Raw genomic sequence first — 14,582 nt, forward strand, 5'->3', positions numbered from 1 at the left:
ATGCCCTCCCCACGAGACCGCGGGGAGGGCATCCACTCGGCTACCGGACTAGATCTTCGCGCACTGCCCGGCGGCCGGGCCGCGGACGGTGTTCGGCAGGTCGTAGTCCGTCGGCACCGGGGAGTTGGCCGCGCACGCCAGCGGGCCGCCGATCGTGCTCGATGTCAGCACCGGCCCGTGGTTGGCCGTCAGCGCGACCGGGCCGCCCACCTGGGTCAGCTCGATCGACACCGTCCCGGTCGTCCCGGTGATCGCCACCGGCCCGCCCACCTTCGTGCGGTTCAGCACGACCTGGCCGGCACCCGTGGCCGACAGCGGGCCGTTGATCGAGCCGCCGCGCACCACCAGCGACGCGCCCGGCGAGACCGTCACCGGACCCGACACCGTCGCGTCCTGCAGGCAGACCGTGCCGTTCGACACCGTCAGCGGGCCGGAAGACGCCCCCGTGACGGTGCGGGTGCAGGCGGCGTCCGGCTTGCCCAGCAGCTCGAACTCGGCCAGCTGCGCCGGGGCGCCGGTGCTGGTCGCGGTCACTTCGAGCTTGTAGTAGGCGTAGTGCGCCGGGTTGGCCACCTTGAACGCGCGGGTCTGCTGCCGCCAGGTGAACGCCTGGTTCACCTGCTGGTCGGCCACGGCCCAGGTCTTGCCGTCGTAGGAGCCCTTCAGCGTCCAGCTCTTCGGGTCGCCCGCACCGGTCTGGGACGTCAGCGTGTACTGCGTGACGGCCTCGTCGGTGTTGTTCAGCTGGTACTGAACGGCCCCGGTGACGGCGGCCTGGGTGCGGGAGGTGTTGTCGAGCAGCGCACCGGCGTTGGAACCGTCCGAAGTGGACAGCGTGCCCTTGCCCGTGCCGGTCTCGTCGTGCAGCGGCGCCGGCACCGCGTCACCCGTGGTGATCGACTTCGGCGCGTCGTTCGGGCCGGTACCCCAGGTGGAGGGGTTCGGGCCCATGTCGAAGTCGATGACCCCGCCGCGGGCGATGACGTCCTGCGGCAGCGACGTCGAGGAGTACGCCTTGCCGTTGACCTTCACGCCCTGGACGTAGACGTTCTTCGCGCTGTTCTTCGGCGCGTTGATCACCAGGTTCTTGCCACCGGCCAGGTGGATGGTGGCCTTCTTGAACAGCGGCGACCCGATCGCGTAGTTCGGGCTGCCCATCTGCAGCGGGTAGAAGCCCAGCGCGCTGAAGGTCCACCACGCCGACTGCTCGCCGTTGTCCTCGTCGCCCGCGTAGCCCTGGCCGATCTCACTGCCGGTGTAGAGCCGCGAGAGCGCCTCACGGACCTTCGCCTGCGTCTTCGACGGCTGACCCGCGTAGTCGTACATGTAGAGCGTGTGGTGCGAGGCCTGGTTGGAGTGGCCGAGCTGGCCCATCCGCACGTCCCGCGCCTCCCGCATCTCGTGGATCACGCCACCGTAGGAGCCCGGGAAGTTCGCCGTCTCCTGGTCGGCGAAGAACGCGTCCAGCTTCTTCGCCAGGCCCGCCTTGCCGCCGTAGAGGTTGGCCAGGCCCTGACCGTCCTGCGGCACGGAGAACGCCATGCCCCAGCCGTCGGTCTCGGTGTAGTCGATGCCCCACACCCGCGGGTCGTACTCCTGCGGCGAGCGGCTGAACTTGCCCGCGGCGTCCCGGCCCTGGAAGAACCCGACGCTCGGGTCGAACACGTTCACGTACTGCTGGGCCCGGTTGGTGAAGTACTCGTAGTTCGCCAGGTACTCCTGCTTGCGCGGGTCGGTCGCGGGCGCTTCGTCGTAGAGCTTCTTCGACAGGTTCGCGATGCCGAAGTCGTTGACGTAGCCCTCGATCGACCAGGAGAACCCGTGCTCGGCGGTGTTCGGGGAGTAGCCGAGGAAGATGCCCTCGTCGATGCCCTTGCGGCCGACCGCGTTGTTCGGCGGGGTCACCGTCGCGTCCTTCAGCGCCGCGTCGTAGAACGACTTGACGTCGAAGTTCTTCACGCCCTTGAGGTAGGCGTCGGCGAACGCGACGTCCGCGCTGGTGCCCGTCATCAGGTCGGCGTAACCCGGCGACGACCACCGGGAGATCCAGCCGCCGTCGCGGTACTGCTGGACGAAGCCGTCGATCATCTTGCCGGCCATGTCCGGGGTCAGCAGCGAGTACGCCGGCCAGGTCGTGCGGTAGGTGTCCCAGAACCCGTTGTTGACGTAGATCTGGCCGTCGACCACCTTCGCCCCGGTCTGGGTGGCGGTGTCCGGGCCGGCCTTCGGCGACACCGGGCTCGCGTACTTGTAGACCGGCTTGTCGGTGGTGCCGGTGTTCTCGAACGCGGAGTTCGGGTACAGGAAGAGCCGGTACAGGTTCGAGTAGAGCGTCGTGAGCTGGTCCTTCGACGCGCCCTCGACCTCGATCACCTTCAGCTGGTCGTCCCACGCCTTCTGCGCCGCGTCGCGCACGGTGTCGAAGGTCGCGGCGGGGGCGATCTCCTGGGCGAGGTTCTTCTTCGCCTGCTCGAGGCTGATCAGCGACGTCGCGATCCGCATGTTGACGGTCTTGTCGGCGCCGGCGTCGAACCGCAGGTAGCCGGTGACGTTGTCGCGGCCCTGCCCGGTGAGCTTGCCGCCCGCGGTGACCGGCTTGTCGAACGTCGCGTAGACGAACATCCGGCCGGCCCCGGCGTACACGTTGGTCTCGGTGTAGCCCGAGAGCGTGCCGGTGGCCGGGTCGAGGGTCAGCCCGGCGGAGTTGTTGACGCTGTCGAAGATCAGGCTCGAGTCCGCGCCCGGGAAGGAGAACCGCATCATCGCCGCGTGGTCGGTCGGCGCGATCTCGGTCTTGATCCCGTTCTGGAACTGCACGCCGTAGTAGTGCGCCCGCGCGACCTCGTCGCTGTGCTTGAACGCCAGCGCCCGCGCGTCGCGGTTGGCGTCCGGCACCCCGGCGGCCGCGGACGGCATCACCTGGAACGACTCCCGGTCACCCATCCACGGGCTCGGCTCGTGGCTGACGCTGAACGCCTGCAGCTGCGGGAGGTTCTGCGCGTTGTTCTGGGTGCTGTAGTTGTACAGCCAGCTGCTCGACCCGGCGTCGGTCACCGGGGTCCAGAAGTTGAACCCGTGCGGCACCGCCGTGGCCGGGAAGTTGTTGCCCCGGGAGAACGTGCTGTTGGCCATCGTGCCCCGCGTGGTGAGCACGTTGTCGCTCGGGCGGGTGCTCGCCGGCGGCGTCGGCGTGGCGGAGATCTTCACGTCGTCCAGCCAGCCCTGCAGCGAGCCGGGGCCGTCGGGGTTGTCGTAGCCGACCAGGATCCGGTCGATCGTCTTGCCCTTGGCCACCTGCCCGATCGCCGAGCGCACCAGGTTCCACTGGTTGGTGTAGAGGACCTTGCTCGCGCCCTGGCCCTCCGGCGTCAGCGGGAAGCCGTACTGGTCGGTCGCGCCCAGGTCGCGCAGCCGGGTGCCGTCGGTGAAGACCAGGTCGACCGCGACGTTCGTGCTCTGGTACTTCAGGTCGCCGGTGATGAACTGCGGCTGCACTTCGTACGACAGCTCGGTCGAGGCCACGACCGGGACGTCGACGTCGAAGACCTTGTTGTAGGACCAGCCGTGCCCGTCGGCGGTCTGGCTGCCCGAGTAGCGGAACGCCTTGAGCCCGGTGAAGCCGACGCGGTTCTTGTTCGTGTACCCGCTGGTCGGGCCGGAGTCGACGAAGCTGCGCATGTTCGGCAGCGGCGGCGGCGCCGGCTCGTCGTTGGCCAGCAGCAGCTCCGACAGCTGCAGGATCGGCCCGCCGTTGTTGCGGGTGATGTTCAGCCGGAAGAACTTGTACGCCGCGGTCGGCGCCGCCAGCCGGTAGTCCTTCTGCTGGAACCGGGCGGTGAACGCCTGGTCGGTCTGCTTGTCCACGTCGGTCCAGACAAGGGCGTCGTTCGAGCCCTGCAGCGTCCAGTCCTTCGGGTCGCGGTTGTCGAAGTCGTTGGCCGAGGACAGCGCGTAGTGCGTGATCGACGTCGGCTCCGAGAGCGTGATCTGCGCCCACGCCGTGGGGTCCCACGACAGCCACTTCGTGTCGGTCGTGCCGTCGACGAGATTCGAGACGACCTCGCCGCCGCCGGTGTTCTCGCTGCTCGCGCTGGTCTCGGTGACCTTGCCGCGGATGTCGCCGGGGATGGCGGTGCCGTTCGCGCCGTTGATGCCGGACGCGCGGGGCTTGCCCGCCGCGTCGGTGTCGACGGTGTCGGTCCAGGTCGGCTGGACGTCACCGGGCTCGAAGGAGGACGAGAAGTCCGCGGGGAGGGCTTCTTCGGCGGCGGACGCCGTCGCGGGGAGGGCGACCAGGCCGGCGGCGACCACGGCGGCGGTCACCAGGAAAGCGACCGGCGGTCTGGCGCTTCGGGGCATCGTTGCTCCAAGCTCTGGAGGGTGAACTGGGGACCGACGGACGGGGACCGGCGGCGCCCAGAGAGCGAAACGCGCGGGTGACATCGATGTCAAGACCGGTCGGCAAACCTGGCCAGAACTGGACAACCGAGGGAATGGGGAACCCATGAGACCAGTCCGGATCTTCACCGCACTCACGACACTCCTGCTCGCCGCCACCGGGTTCGCCCCGGCGACGGCCACCGCCGCGACGGGGTCACCCGTCCGGCCGATCACCGCCTGCGGCGACCTGGTCCGCGGGTTCGCCCTCCCGGGCGCCGCCACGCACGTCACGTCGGCGGCCGTCGTCCCCGCGACCGCCACCGACCCCGAGTACTGCGGCGTCCAGGGCTACGTCGAACCCGCCGTCCGCTTCGAGCTGCGGCTGCCCACCAAGACCTATGCCGGCCGCTACCTGCAGTACGGCTGCGGCGGCTTCTGCGGCCTGGTCAACCCGCCCGCCTTCGCCGACTGCGGCCTGCCCCACGGCGGCGACGTCGCGGTCGCCGCCACCGACGACGGGCACGTCGGCACCACCCCCGCCGTCGTCGACGACGGCAGCTGGGGCGCGCACGACCAGGCCGCGCGCGACGACTTCGAGTTCCGCGCACCCCACGTCGTCTCCCGCGCGTCGAAGGCGATCATCCAGGCGTTCTACGGCGCCCCGCCGCGCAAGTCCTACTTCACCGGCTGCTCCGACGGCGGCCGCGAAGGCCTGCTCCTCGCCCAGCGCTACCCGGCGGACTTCGACGGCATCGACGCCGGCGCCCCCGCGAACTACTGGGGCCCGCTGCTCGGGGAGTACCAGACGTGGCTCGCGCGGGTGAACGCCGCCGCCGACGGCAGCCCGGTCCTCACCGCCGCCAAGCTGCCCGCGCTGCACAACGCCGTGCTCGCCGCCTGCGACCGCCTCGACGGGCTCACCGACGGCCAGCTCGACGACCCGCGTGCCTGCCGCTTCGAGCCGGCCACGCTGACCTGCGCCGGCGCCGACACGCCGTCCTGCCTCACCCCGGCCCAGGTCGCGGTCGTGCGCAAGCTGTACTCACCGCCCACCGACGCCCACGGGACGCTGCTCTACCCCGGCGGCCAGGAGCCCGGCTCCGAGCTGTCCTGGGCGGGGTGGATCATCGCGACGCCCGAGACCGGCGGCGTCGCCTTCGCCCGCAGCCTCGCCGACAACTACCTGCGCTACCTCGGCTACCCGATCGGCGCCCCGGCCTCGACGGTGGACACCTTCGCCTTCACCCGCCGCGAATTCGACCGGCTCACCCCGGTCGGCGTCCGCTACAACGCGCTGAGCCTCGACCTGTCGGCGTTCCAGAAGCGCGGCGGCAAGCTGCTGCTGTGGCACGGCTGGGCCGACGAGGCCATCCCGCCGGCCGGCACGCTCGACTACTACCAGCGGCTCACCCGCGGCCACGCCCAGGACTGGGTCCGGCTGTTCATGGTCCCGTCGCTCTACCACTGCGGCGGCGGCACCACGCTCACCGAGTTCGACCCGCTCAAGCAGCTGGTCGCCTGGGTCGAACGCGGCGCCACGCCGACGGTGGTGACCGCGACCGGGCGCGACGCCGCCGGGAACGTCACGCGGACGCGACCGGTGTTCGCCTACCCGCAGCGCGCGGTCTACGACGGCACCGGAAGCACCGACGACGCGGCCAACTTCCGCCCGGCGCCGCCCGCCTCGCCGGTCCGGGACGTCGTCCACTGGGCCGGTGAGCACCTGTACGCGATTCCCGGCCCGGTAGCGAGGTAAAACGGATCCCACGGGTCCGGCGCCGCCGCTAAGGTCACGCCCATGACGACGCCGGAACCCGCCGACCGAGTGCTCTCCCGCGCCTCCCTCGCTGACGGCAGCCCGACCCGCTGGTTCGACGAGCTGTACACCGCGGCCGCCCGCGGCGAGGCCGAGGTCCCGTGGACCCGCGGCGCGCCGAACGCCGACCTCGCCGACTGGGTGGAGCCGGGCGAGGGCCGCCGGGCACTGGTGGTGGGCAGCGCCCTGGGCGACGACCCGGAGCTGCTGTCGGCGGCGGGCTGGGCGGTGACGGGCTTCGACGTCGCCCCGGCCGCGGTCGACGCCGCCCGCGCGCGCTTCCCGGAGTCACGAGTGGACTACGTGGTGGCGGACCTGCTGAAGCCGCCGGGGGAGTGGCACCAGGCGTTCGACCTGGTCGTGGAGATCATGAACGTCCAGGCGATGCCCCGCGACTTCCGCCCCGCGGCTCTGACGTCCCTGGCCGGCTTCCTCGCTCCGGACGGGACGATGCTGGTCTGCGAAGTGGCGGAGGAGCACTTCGACATGGAGACGTGGGTAGGCCCGCCGTGGCCGTTCAGCCGCGCGGAGATCGAATCGGTCGCCCAGGACGGCGTGAAGCTGCTCAGCCTGGAGACCATCCGCGAAGGCGCGCGCTATTGGGCGGAGTTCACGCGCTAGCCAGGAACCGGGACAGCACCCGGGTCCCGAAGTGCAGGCCTTCCACCGGGACCCGCTCATCCACCCCGTGCGCCATCGCCCGGTACGGGAAGCCCTTCGGCAACCACAACGGCGCGAACCCGTAGTTCGCGATCCCCAGCTGCGCGAACGCCTTCGCGTCCGTCCCGCCCCCGAGGCAGTACGGCACCACCACCGCTTCGGGATCCTCGGCCTTCAACGCCGACGCCATCGCGGAGAACCACGGCGAGTCCACCGGCGCCTGCACCGGTGGCTGGTGCGCCACGAACTCCCGCGTCACGCCTTCGCCGAGCAGCTCGTCCACAGCAAGAAGCAGCGACTCCTCGGTGCCCGGCAGCACCCGCACGTCCACCTGCGCCGACGCCGTCGACGGGATCACGTTCACCTTGTAGCCCGCGTCCAGCATCGTCGGGGTCGTGCTGTTGCGGACCGTCGGCAGCACCAGCGACCCCGCCGGCCCCAGCGCGGCCACCGCCGCGTCCACCGAGTCCGAAGAGGACAGATCCACCGGTACGCCCAGCGCCGCGCCCGTCCGCTCCAGGAACGCCCGCACCGCCGGGGTCAGCGACACCGGCCAGCGGTGCGCCGAAATCCGGTGCAGCGCGCCCACCAGCCGGGTGACGGCGTTCTCGTCGTTCGGCCGCGATCCGTGCCCCGCCCGGCCGCGGGCGGTCAGCCGCAGGTGGGCCGTGCCGCGCTCGGCCGTCCCCACCGGGTACAGGTGCACGTCACGGCCGTCGGCCGCCGGGACGTGGTAGGTGTAGCCGCCCGACTCGCTGATCGCCGCCGCACAGCCTTCGAACAACTCCGGTTGGGAAGCGACCAGCCAGTGCGCGCCCCACTCGCCGCGGTCCTCCTCGTCGGCCACGAACGCCAGCACCAGCTCCCGCCGCGGCCGCAGCCCGCCGGCCAGCGCGGCGAGGACCATCGCCACGAAGTCCTTCATGTCGGTCGCGCCGCGGCCCCACAGGCAGCCGTCGCGGACCTCGCCGGCGAACGGGTGCACCGACCAGTCCGCGGCGTCCGCCGGCACGACGTCCAGGTGCCCCTGCACCAGCAGCGCCGGCAGCGACGGGTCCGTGCCCGGCACGCGCGCGATCACGCTGGCCCGGCCGGGAGCGGCTTCGAGGATCCGCGACGGGATGCCCAGACCGTCCAGGAACGCGGCCACGTACTCGGCGGCGGGCCGCTCCGGGTTGGCGTCGTTGTTCCCGCGGTTGGTCGTGTCGAACCGGATCAGGTCCGCGCACAGCTCGACGACGTCAGCCATAGATGCCCTGCACCGCCCCCGCCGCGATCGCCGTGACGACCTTGAACGCCTTCATCGCCTCGGTCATGTCCGGCGCGTCGAACCCGACCCGGCGCGTCCCGATCTGCTCCACCGTCGGGATCACCGCCGTCGCCTGCGCCAGGTGGCTCGCGTCGAACTCCACCTCGATCCGGTGCGCCCCCACCCGGCGTTCTTCACGCCCGGCGCGCGCCATCGCGTCGGCCGCCGCGCCGGTCAGCAGGTCCGCCGTGCGCGCCGGCGGCAGGCAGATCGCCGCGTACCGGCTCACGCACTCCTTCACCTGGACCAGCTCCGCCTCCGGAGCGTAGTCACGGGCGTCGTCACACGTTTTGTCGTCACCCGAAACGAGCAGGACAGGGACGCCGTACTCCGCGGCCATCGCCGCGTTCAGCCGGCCCTCGCTCGCCGGGACGTCGTCCAGCCACACCCCGGTGATCTGGTTCTCCAGGTAGGTGTGGGAAAGCACGCCGTCGAACCCGGCGCCGGCGTGGTAGCCCAGGAACACCACACCGTCCACACCGGAGTCGATCCCCTGCATCATCGACAGCGGCTTGTGCCGCCCGGTCAGCATCCGCGCCCGCGGGTCCAGGTCCTCCAGCAGCAGGTTCCGCTGCGACGAATGCGCCTCGTTGACCAGCACATCCCCGGCCCCGGCCTCGTACAGCCCGGCCAGCACCGCGTTGACGTCGCCGGTGAACAGCCGCCGGAAGCGGTCCCACTGCGGCGAACCGGGCACGACGTCGTCGGTCCAGGTGACGCCGGTGGCGCCCTCCATGTCCGCCGAGATCAGGATGCGCATGCCCGGCACTCTAGCCAGCCCGCCGCGGACCCCGGCACAGCTCCCCGATCACGCAGCGTCACCGAAACCGATCGATAACGATCGGACACCTGCCGCAGCGGCAACATATTGCGCGGTTGTGGCCGTATGTGGTTACTTCTCGTCCTTGGGGAGGCTCACAGCGAGAACGATGGGGTGGTTTTTGGTGCATTTCCAACGCGGAATCGGGCGGTTCGGCCGCGCGGGCGCGGTCGTCGCGGCCGCGGCGCTGGCGGGGATCCCGCTCGCCGTGCCCGCCCAAGCCCAGCAGGGCAAGGTGCTGCGGGTCGCGCTGACCACCGGCATCGACCACCTGAACCCGTTCACCGCGGTGCTCGCCGCGTCCACGCAGATCGGCCGGTTCACCTACGAGTTCCTCACCGTCCCGGACGCCGCGAAGGCCGAGGCCTCGCCCGCGCTCGCCGAGTCCTGGACGCCGTCGCCGGACAAGCTGACCTGGACGTTCAAGATCCGCAGCGGCGCCAAGTGGAGCGACGGGCAGCCGGTGACCGCCAAGGACGCGGCCTACACGTTCAACCGGATGCTCACCGACGAGAACGCGCGCACCGCCAACGGCAACTACGTGGCCAACTTCGAGACGGTCACCGCGCCCGACGACACGACCCTGGTCATCAAGACCAAGGCCGTGCAGGTCAACATGAACCTGCTCGACGTCCCGATCGTGCCGCAGCACATCTGGGAGCCGGTCAAGGACCTCAAGGCCCCCGAGACCGACGAGCTCAAGATCGCCGGCGTCTCCGACGGCCCGTTCCAGGTCACCGAGTTCAAGCCCAACGAGTACGTCAAGCTCAAGGCGAACAAGGACTACTGGCGCGGCGCCCCGAAGATCGACGAGCTGCAGCTGCTGCAGTTCAAGGACACCGAGGCCGCGGTCAACGCGCTCAAGCAGGGCGAAGTCGACGTCATCAACCGGCTCAACCCCAACCAGTTCGCCGCGCTGCAGGGCCAGGACGGCATCACCACCAACGCCGCGCCCGGCCGCCGCTACGACGAGCTGTCGATCAACTTCGGCGTCACCGACAACGCGAACAACCCCATCGGTGACGGCAACCCGGTCCTCAAGGACATCAACGTCCGCAAGGCCATCACCCAGGCCGTGGACACCCAGGCCATCGTCGACAAGGTCCTCAAGGGACTCGGCCAGGTCGGCGGCGGCGTCGTGCCCGCCGTCTACAGCGCCTACCACTGGGACCCCAGCGACAGCGAAAAGGTCAAGTTCGACCTCGCCGCCGCCAACGCCACCCTCGAGCAGGCCGGCTACAAGAAGGGCCCCGACGGCGTCCGCATCGCCCCCGGCGGCGGCAAGCTGGAACTGCGCCTGACCGGCCACGCCAACCGCAGCTACGACCAGGGCGTGGCCCAGTACGTCACCGGCTGGCTCAAGGACATCGGCATCACCGTCAAGCAGGACCTCGTCTCCGACGACGAGCTGTCCGACCGCACCGCCGTCGGCAAGTACGACCTCGCCATCGGCGGCTACGGCACCAACCCCGACCCGGACTACGCGCTCTCGCTGCACACCTGCGGCGCGCGCCCCGCTCCGGACGGCAAGGGCGGCAGCACCGACACGTTCTTCTGCGACCCCCAGTACGACGAGCTCTACAAGAAGCAGCTGACCGAGACCGACGACGCCAAGCGCGCGGACTACGTCAAGCAGGCCCAGGCCCGGCTCTACAGCCAGTTCCCGACGATCGTGCTCGACTACCAGAACGCGCTCGAGGCCTACCGCTCCGACAAGTTCTCCGCCTTCACCACCCAGCCGCAGCCCAAGGGCGCGATCCTCGAGCAGACCGGCTACTGGGGCGTCTACGGCGCCACGCCGGCCGGCACCGAGGCGACCGCCGACTCCGGCAGCAGCGGCACGGTCGTGTGGATCGTCGTCGGCGCGATCGTCGTGGTGATCATCGTCGTCGGCGGGGTCGTCATCAGCCGCCGCAACAAGACCACAGAGGACCGCGAGTAAGCATGACCACGCCCGACCAGGCCGCGGTGCTCGTCGACCCCGACGAGCACCGCGGCGGGACCGGCACCGCCCGGTTCGTGCTCACGAAGGTCCTCGAAGCCGTCGTCAGCGTCCTGCTGGTGATCGTGCTGTTCTTCTTCCTCTTCCGGATGCTGCCGGGCGACCCGGTCGCGGCGATGACCCGCGACCGCGTCACCAGCCCCCAGCAGATCGCCGAGCTGCGCGAGAAGATGGGCGTCGACAAGCCCGTCTTCGTCCAGTTCGGGAACTACTTCTGGAACCTGCTGCACGGCGACCTCGGCGAGTCCCGGCTGCTCAACAACGGCCGCCCGGTTGCCGACATGATCGGCGAACGGCTCTGGCCGACCATCCTGCTCGTCGGCAGCGCCACGGTGCTGGCCGTCATCATCGGCCTGTGGCTGGGCATCCGCGCCGCCTGGCGCCGCGACAGCTTCTTCGACCGCGCCCAGACCGGGATCGCGCTGACCCTCTGGTCGGTCCCGCAGTTCTGGCTCGGCCTGATGCTGCTCGTGGTCACCAACGGCCTGTTCCCCAGCCGCGGCATGCACTCCCCGGACGCCGCGCCCGACGTCCTGTCCCAGACCCTCGACGTCCTGCACCACCTCGTGCTGCCGTGCGTGACGCTGCTGGCGGTGTTCTACGCCCAGTACATGCTGATCATGCGGTCGTCGCTGCTGGGGGAGATGAACGCCGACTACCTCACCACCGCCCGCGCCAAGGGCCTGCGCGACGACCTCGTCCGCAAGCGGCACGCCGTTCCCAACGCCCTGCTGCCGACCACCACGCTGGTGTTCATGCAGTTCGGCCAGGTCGTCGCCGGCGCGGTCACCGTCGAGGCCGTGTTCAGCTGGCCCGGGCTCGGGCAGCTGACCTACGACGCCCTGCACGGACCCGACCTGCCGGTGCTGCAAGGCGTGTTCACCGTGCTGGCCAGCGCCGTGGTGCTGATGAACCTGCTCGCGGAACTGCTCTACCGCGTGCTCGACCCGAGGGTGCGTACGTCATGACCACCGCCGAGACACCCCGGCAGATCGCCTGGCACCGCCGGCGCGCCTCGCTCGCCCGGACCTGGCGGGAGTTCGCCGCCCAGCGCGCCGCGCTCACCGGGCTGGTCCTGCTCGGCGCCACCGTCGTCGTCGCGCTGCTGCTGCCGCTGATCAGCGACCAGAGCGGCCTCGACGTCACCAAGGCCACCGGCGAGCCGCTCAGCCCGCCCAGCGGCGACTTCTGGCTCGGCACCGACAACTTCGGCCGCTCGGTGCTGCTCATGACCGTCTGGGGCACCCGGATCTCCCTGCTCGTCGGGTTCTCCGCGGCGCTGCTGTCGGTCGTCATCGGCACGCTGATCGGCATCGCCGCCGCGCACTTCGGCGGCTGGGTGTCGGCGGCGCTGCTGCGGTTCACCGACTTCTTCCTGGTCCTGCCTTCGCTGATCCTCGCGATCGCGCTCTCGGCGGTGCTGCCCAAGGGCGTCGGCACGATCATCCTCGCCATCGGCTTCACCGCCTGGCCCAGCACCGCCCGGCTGGTCCGCGCGCAGACGCTGACCATCGAAAGCCGGCCCTACATCGAGCGCGCCCACGCCCTCGGCGGCGGGCACCTGCACGTCATCGGCAAGCACGTCCTGCCCGGCGTGATGCCCCTGGTGCTGGCCAACACGACACTGGTGGTCGGCAACGCCGTCATCGCCGACGCGACCCTGTCGTTCCTCGGCGTCGGCGACCCCAACTCCGTCACCTGGGGCCTGGTGCTCGAAAGCGCGCTCAACAACGGCGCCATCAGCCGCGGCGCCTGGTGGAACGTGCTCCCGCCGGGCATCGCGATCGTCCTCGTCGTCCTCTTCTTCACCCTGGTCGGCCGGGGCCTGGAGACCGTGTTCAACCCGAGGTTGAAGAAGTGACCACCCCGCTGCTGCAGCTCAAGGACCTCAACGTCACCTACGCGGTCGGCGAGCAGGACGTGCCCGCCGTCCGCGGCGTCGACCTCACCCTCGACCCCGGCGGCACCCTCGGCGTCGCCGGCGAGTCCGGCTCCGGCAAGTCCACGGTCGCGATGAGCGTGCTGCGCCTGCTGCCGCGCACCGCGAAGATCACCGGCGAAATCGTCCTCGACGGCGAAGACGTCACCGCCATGAAGTGGGGCCGCCTGCGCGCGGTCCGCTGGGCCGAGGCGTCGGTGGTGTTCCAGGGCGCCATGCACGCGCTCAACCCGGTCCGCAAGATCGGCGAGCAGATCGCCGAGCCGCTGCGGCTGCACCCGCCCGCGGCCGGGGCGCTCACCGACGCCCAGGTCGACGCCCGCGTCGCCGAGCTGCTCGCCCAGGTCGACCTGCCCCCGGGCCGGGCCGGCGCCTACCCGCACGAGCTTTCGGGCGGGCAGAAGCAGCGCGTCATGATCGCCATGGCCCTCGCGTGCTCACCGCGGCTGATCATCGCCGACGAGCCCACCACCGCCCTCGACGTCATCGTCCAGGCGCAGGTCCTCGCCCTGCTCTCGCGGCTGGTCGCCGAGCAGGACATCGGCCTGATCATGATCAGCCACGACCTGTCCGTCCTCGCCTCGACCTGCGAGCGCATCGCCGTGATGTACGACGGGCGGATCGTCGAGGAAGGGCCCAGCGCGGAGGTGATGGGCGCACCTCGCCACGAACACACGCGAGCCCTGGCCGCGGCGTTCCCCACGGTCGGCGACCCGGTGTCCCGCTTCGCCCCGGCCACCAGCACCCCGCTGCCGCCCGAACCGCCGGAACGGGTGGCAGGCGAGCCGCTGCTGGCCGCGGAGAACCTGCGGGTGTCCTTCCGCGACCGCACCGGCAAGCGCATCAACGCCGTCGCCGGCGTCGACCTCACGGTGTCGCGCGACGAGATCGTCGCCCTGGTCGGCCAGTCCGGCTCGGGCAAGACGACGCTCGCCCGGACGCTGCTCGGCCTGCAGAAACCCGACTCCGGCGTGGTCCGCTACGACGGCAAGCCGGTCCCGGCCTCCGGCGCGGGCCTCAAGGCCTACCGCCGCCAGGTCCAGCTGGTGCTGCAGGACCCGACGAGCGCGCTCAACCCGGCACACACGGTGTATGAGGCCGTCGCCGAGGGCCCGCGGATCCACAAGCTCGCCGACGAGCGCGCGGTCGTCCACCGGGCCCTGGAGGCCGCGGAGCTGCGGCCGGCGGAGAAGTACGCCGACCGGCTCCCGCACCAGCTCTCCGGCGGCCAGCGCCAGCGCGTCGTCATCGCCGGCGCCCTGGCCCTCGAGCCGTCGGTGGTGGTGGCCGACGAACCGGTCGCGTCGCTGGACGCGTCCGTGCGCGGCGAGATCCTGGGGCTGCTGCTGCGGCTGCGGCGCGAACTCGGCCTCGCCGCCCTGGTGATCACCCACGACCTGGGCCTGGCCTGGAACATCGCCGACCGCGTGGCCGTGATGTACCGCGGCGAGCTCGTCGAAACCGGGACGGTGGAACAGGTCCTGCTCGACCCGCGCCACGAGTACACGAAGTCCCTGCTGGCCGCCCTCCCCGGCGGCACGGCCCAGCGCCGCACGGTGGAAACCTGACCGCTCCGGCCGCCGCGCACGTCTTGAATGAGTCATTCAAGACCTCCGAAGACCTGAATGAGTCATTCAAGACACTCGGCGCCGGCTC

At 70.9% G+C, this 14,582-nt stretch carries 9 protein-coding genes; 6 read left to right on the forward strand and 3 right to left on the reverse strand.

Translation table 11 applies throughout. The features are described 5' to 3' along the window. Positions 1 to 48: 48 nt before the first annotated feature. Positions 49 to 4,359 (reverse strand): GH92 family glycosyl hydrolase, encoded by a 4,311-nt coding sequence (locus tag ACERZO_RS13980; protein ID WP_372665049.1) that lies wholly within the window; start codon positions 4,357 to 4,359, stop codon positions 49 to 51. Between the two features lie 145 nt (positions 4,360 to 4,504). Between ACERZO_RS13980 and ACERZO_RS13985 the strand changes: the two genes are divergently transcribed. Next, complete coding sequence (locus ACERZO_RS13985; protein ID WP_372665050.1) at positions 4,505 to 6,136, forward strand: tannase/feruloyl esterase family alpha/beta hydrolase; 1,632 nt, start codon at positions 4,505 to 4,507, stop codon at positions 6,134 to 6,136. Positions 6,137 to 6,178: 42 nt separating this feature from the next. After that, the gene (locus ACERZO_RS13990; protein ID WP_372665051.1) at positions 6,179 to 6,817 is read left to right on the forward strand and encodes a class I SAM-dependent methyltransferase; all 639 of its coding nucleotides are present in this window, start codon (positions 6,179 to 6,181) and stop codon (positions 6,815 to 6,817) included. Here the strand turns inward: ACERZO_RS13990 and ACERZO_RS13995 are convergent. Together ACERZO_RS13995 and ACERZO_RS14000 are read right to left on the reverse strand one after the other, a co-directional pair. Next, positions 6,807 to 8,105: a M20/M25/M40 family metallo-hydrolase gene (locus ACERZO_RS13995; RefSeq protein WP_372665052.1), complete on the reverse strand. Its 1,299-nt coding sequence runs from the start codon at positions 8,103 to 8,105 to the stop codon at positions 6,807 to 6,809. The genes ACERZO_RS13990 and ACERZO_RS13995 overlap by 11 nt on opposite strands. Continuing rightward, positions 8,098 to 8,925, reverse strand: a complete 828-nt coding sequence (locus ACERZO_RS14000; RefSeq protein WP_372665053.1) for a M55 family metallopeptidase — start codon at positions 8,923 to 8,925, stop codon at positions 8,098 to 8,100. The genes ACERZO_RS13995 and ACERZO_RS14000 overlap by 8 nt, the downstream gene beginning before the upstream one ends. Positions 8,926 to 9,094: 169 nt before the next feature. On the opposite strand from ACERZO_RS14000, the gene ACERZO_RS14005 reads away from it, so the two are divergent. From ACERZO_RS14005 to ACERZO_RS14020, 4 genes are read left to right on the forward strand one after another with little or no spacing between them, the layout of a single operon-like run. After that, positions 9,095 to 10,927 (forward strand): ABC transporter substrate-binding protein, encoded by a 1,833-nt coding sequence (locus ACERZO_RS14005; RefSeq protein ID WP_372665054.1) that lies wholly within the window; start codon positions 9,095 to 9,097, stop codon positions 10,925 to 10,927. A 2-nt stretch (positions 10,928 to 10,929) separates the two neighbouring features. Continuing rightward, positions 10,930 to 11,955: an ABC transporter permease gene (locus ACERZO_RS14010; protein WP_372665055.1), complete on the forward strand. Its 1,026-nt coding sequence runs from the start codon at positions 10,930 to 10,932 to the stop codon at positions 11,953 to 11,955. Next, entirely contained in the window at positions 11,952 to 12,848 is an 897-nt protein-coding gene (locus tag ACERZO_RS14015; RefSeq protein ID WP_372665056.1) for an ABC transporter permease, read from the forward strand. Before ACERZO_RS14010 ends, ACERZO_RS14015 begins: the two co-directional genes overlap by 4 nt. Beyond that, positions 12,845 to 14,494: a dipeptide ABC transporter ATP-binding protein gene (locus ACERZO_RS14020; protein ID WP_372665057.1), complete on the forward strand. Its 1,650-nt coding sequence runs from the start codon at positions 12,845 to 12,847 to the stop codon at positions 14,492 to 14,494. Before ACERZO_RS14015 ends, ACERZO_RS14020 begins: the two co-directional genes overlap by 4 nt. The last annotated feature ends 88 nt before the right edge of the window (positions 14,495 to 14,582 follow it).

It is taken from the genome of Amycolatopsis kentuckyensis (assembly GCF_041679295.1).
GTDB classification, from domain to species: domain Bacteria; phylum Actinomycetota; class Actinomycetes; order Mycobacteriales; family Pseudonocardiaceae; genus Amycolatopsis; species Amycolatopsis kentuckyensis_A.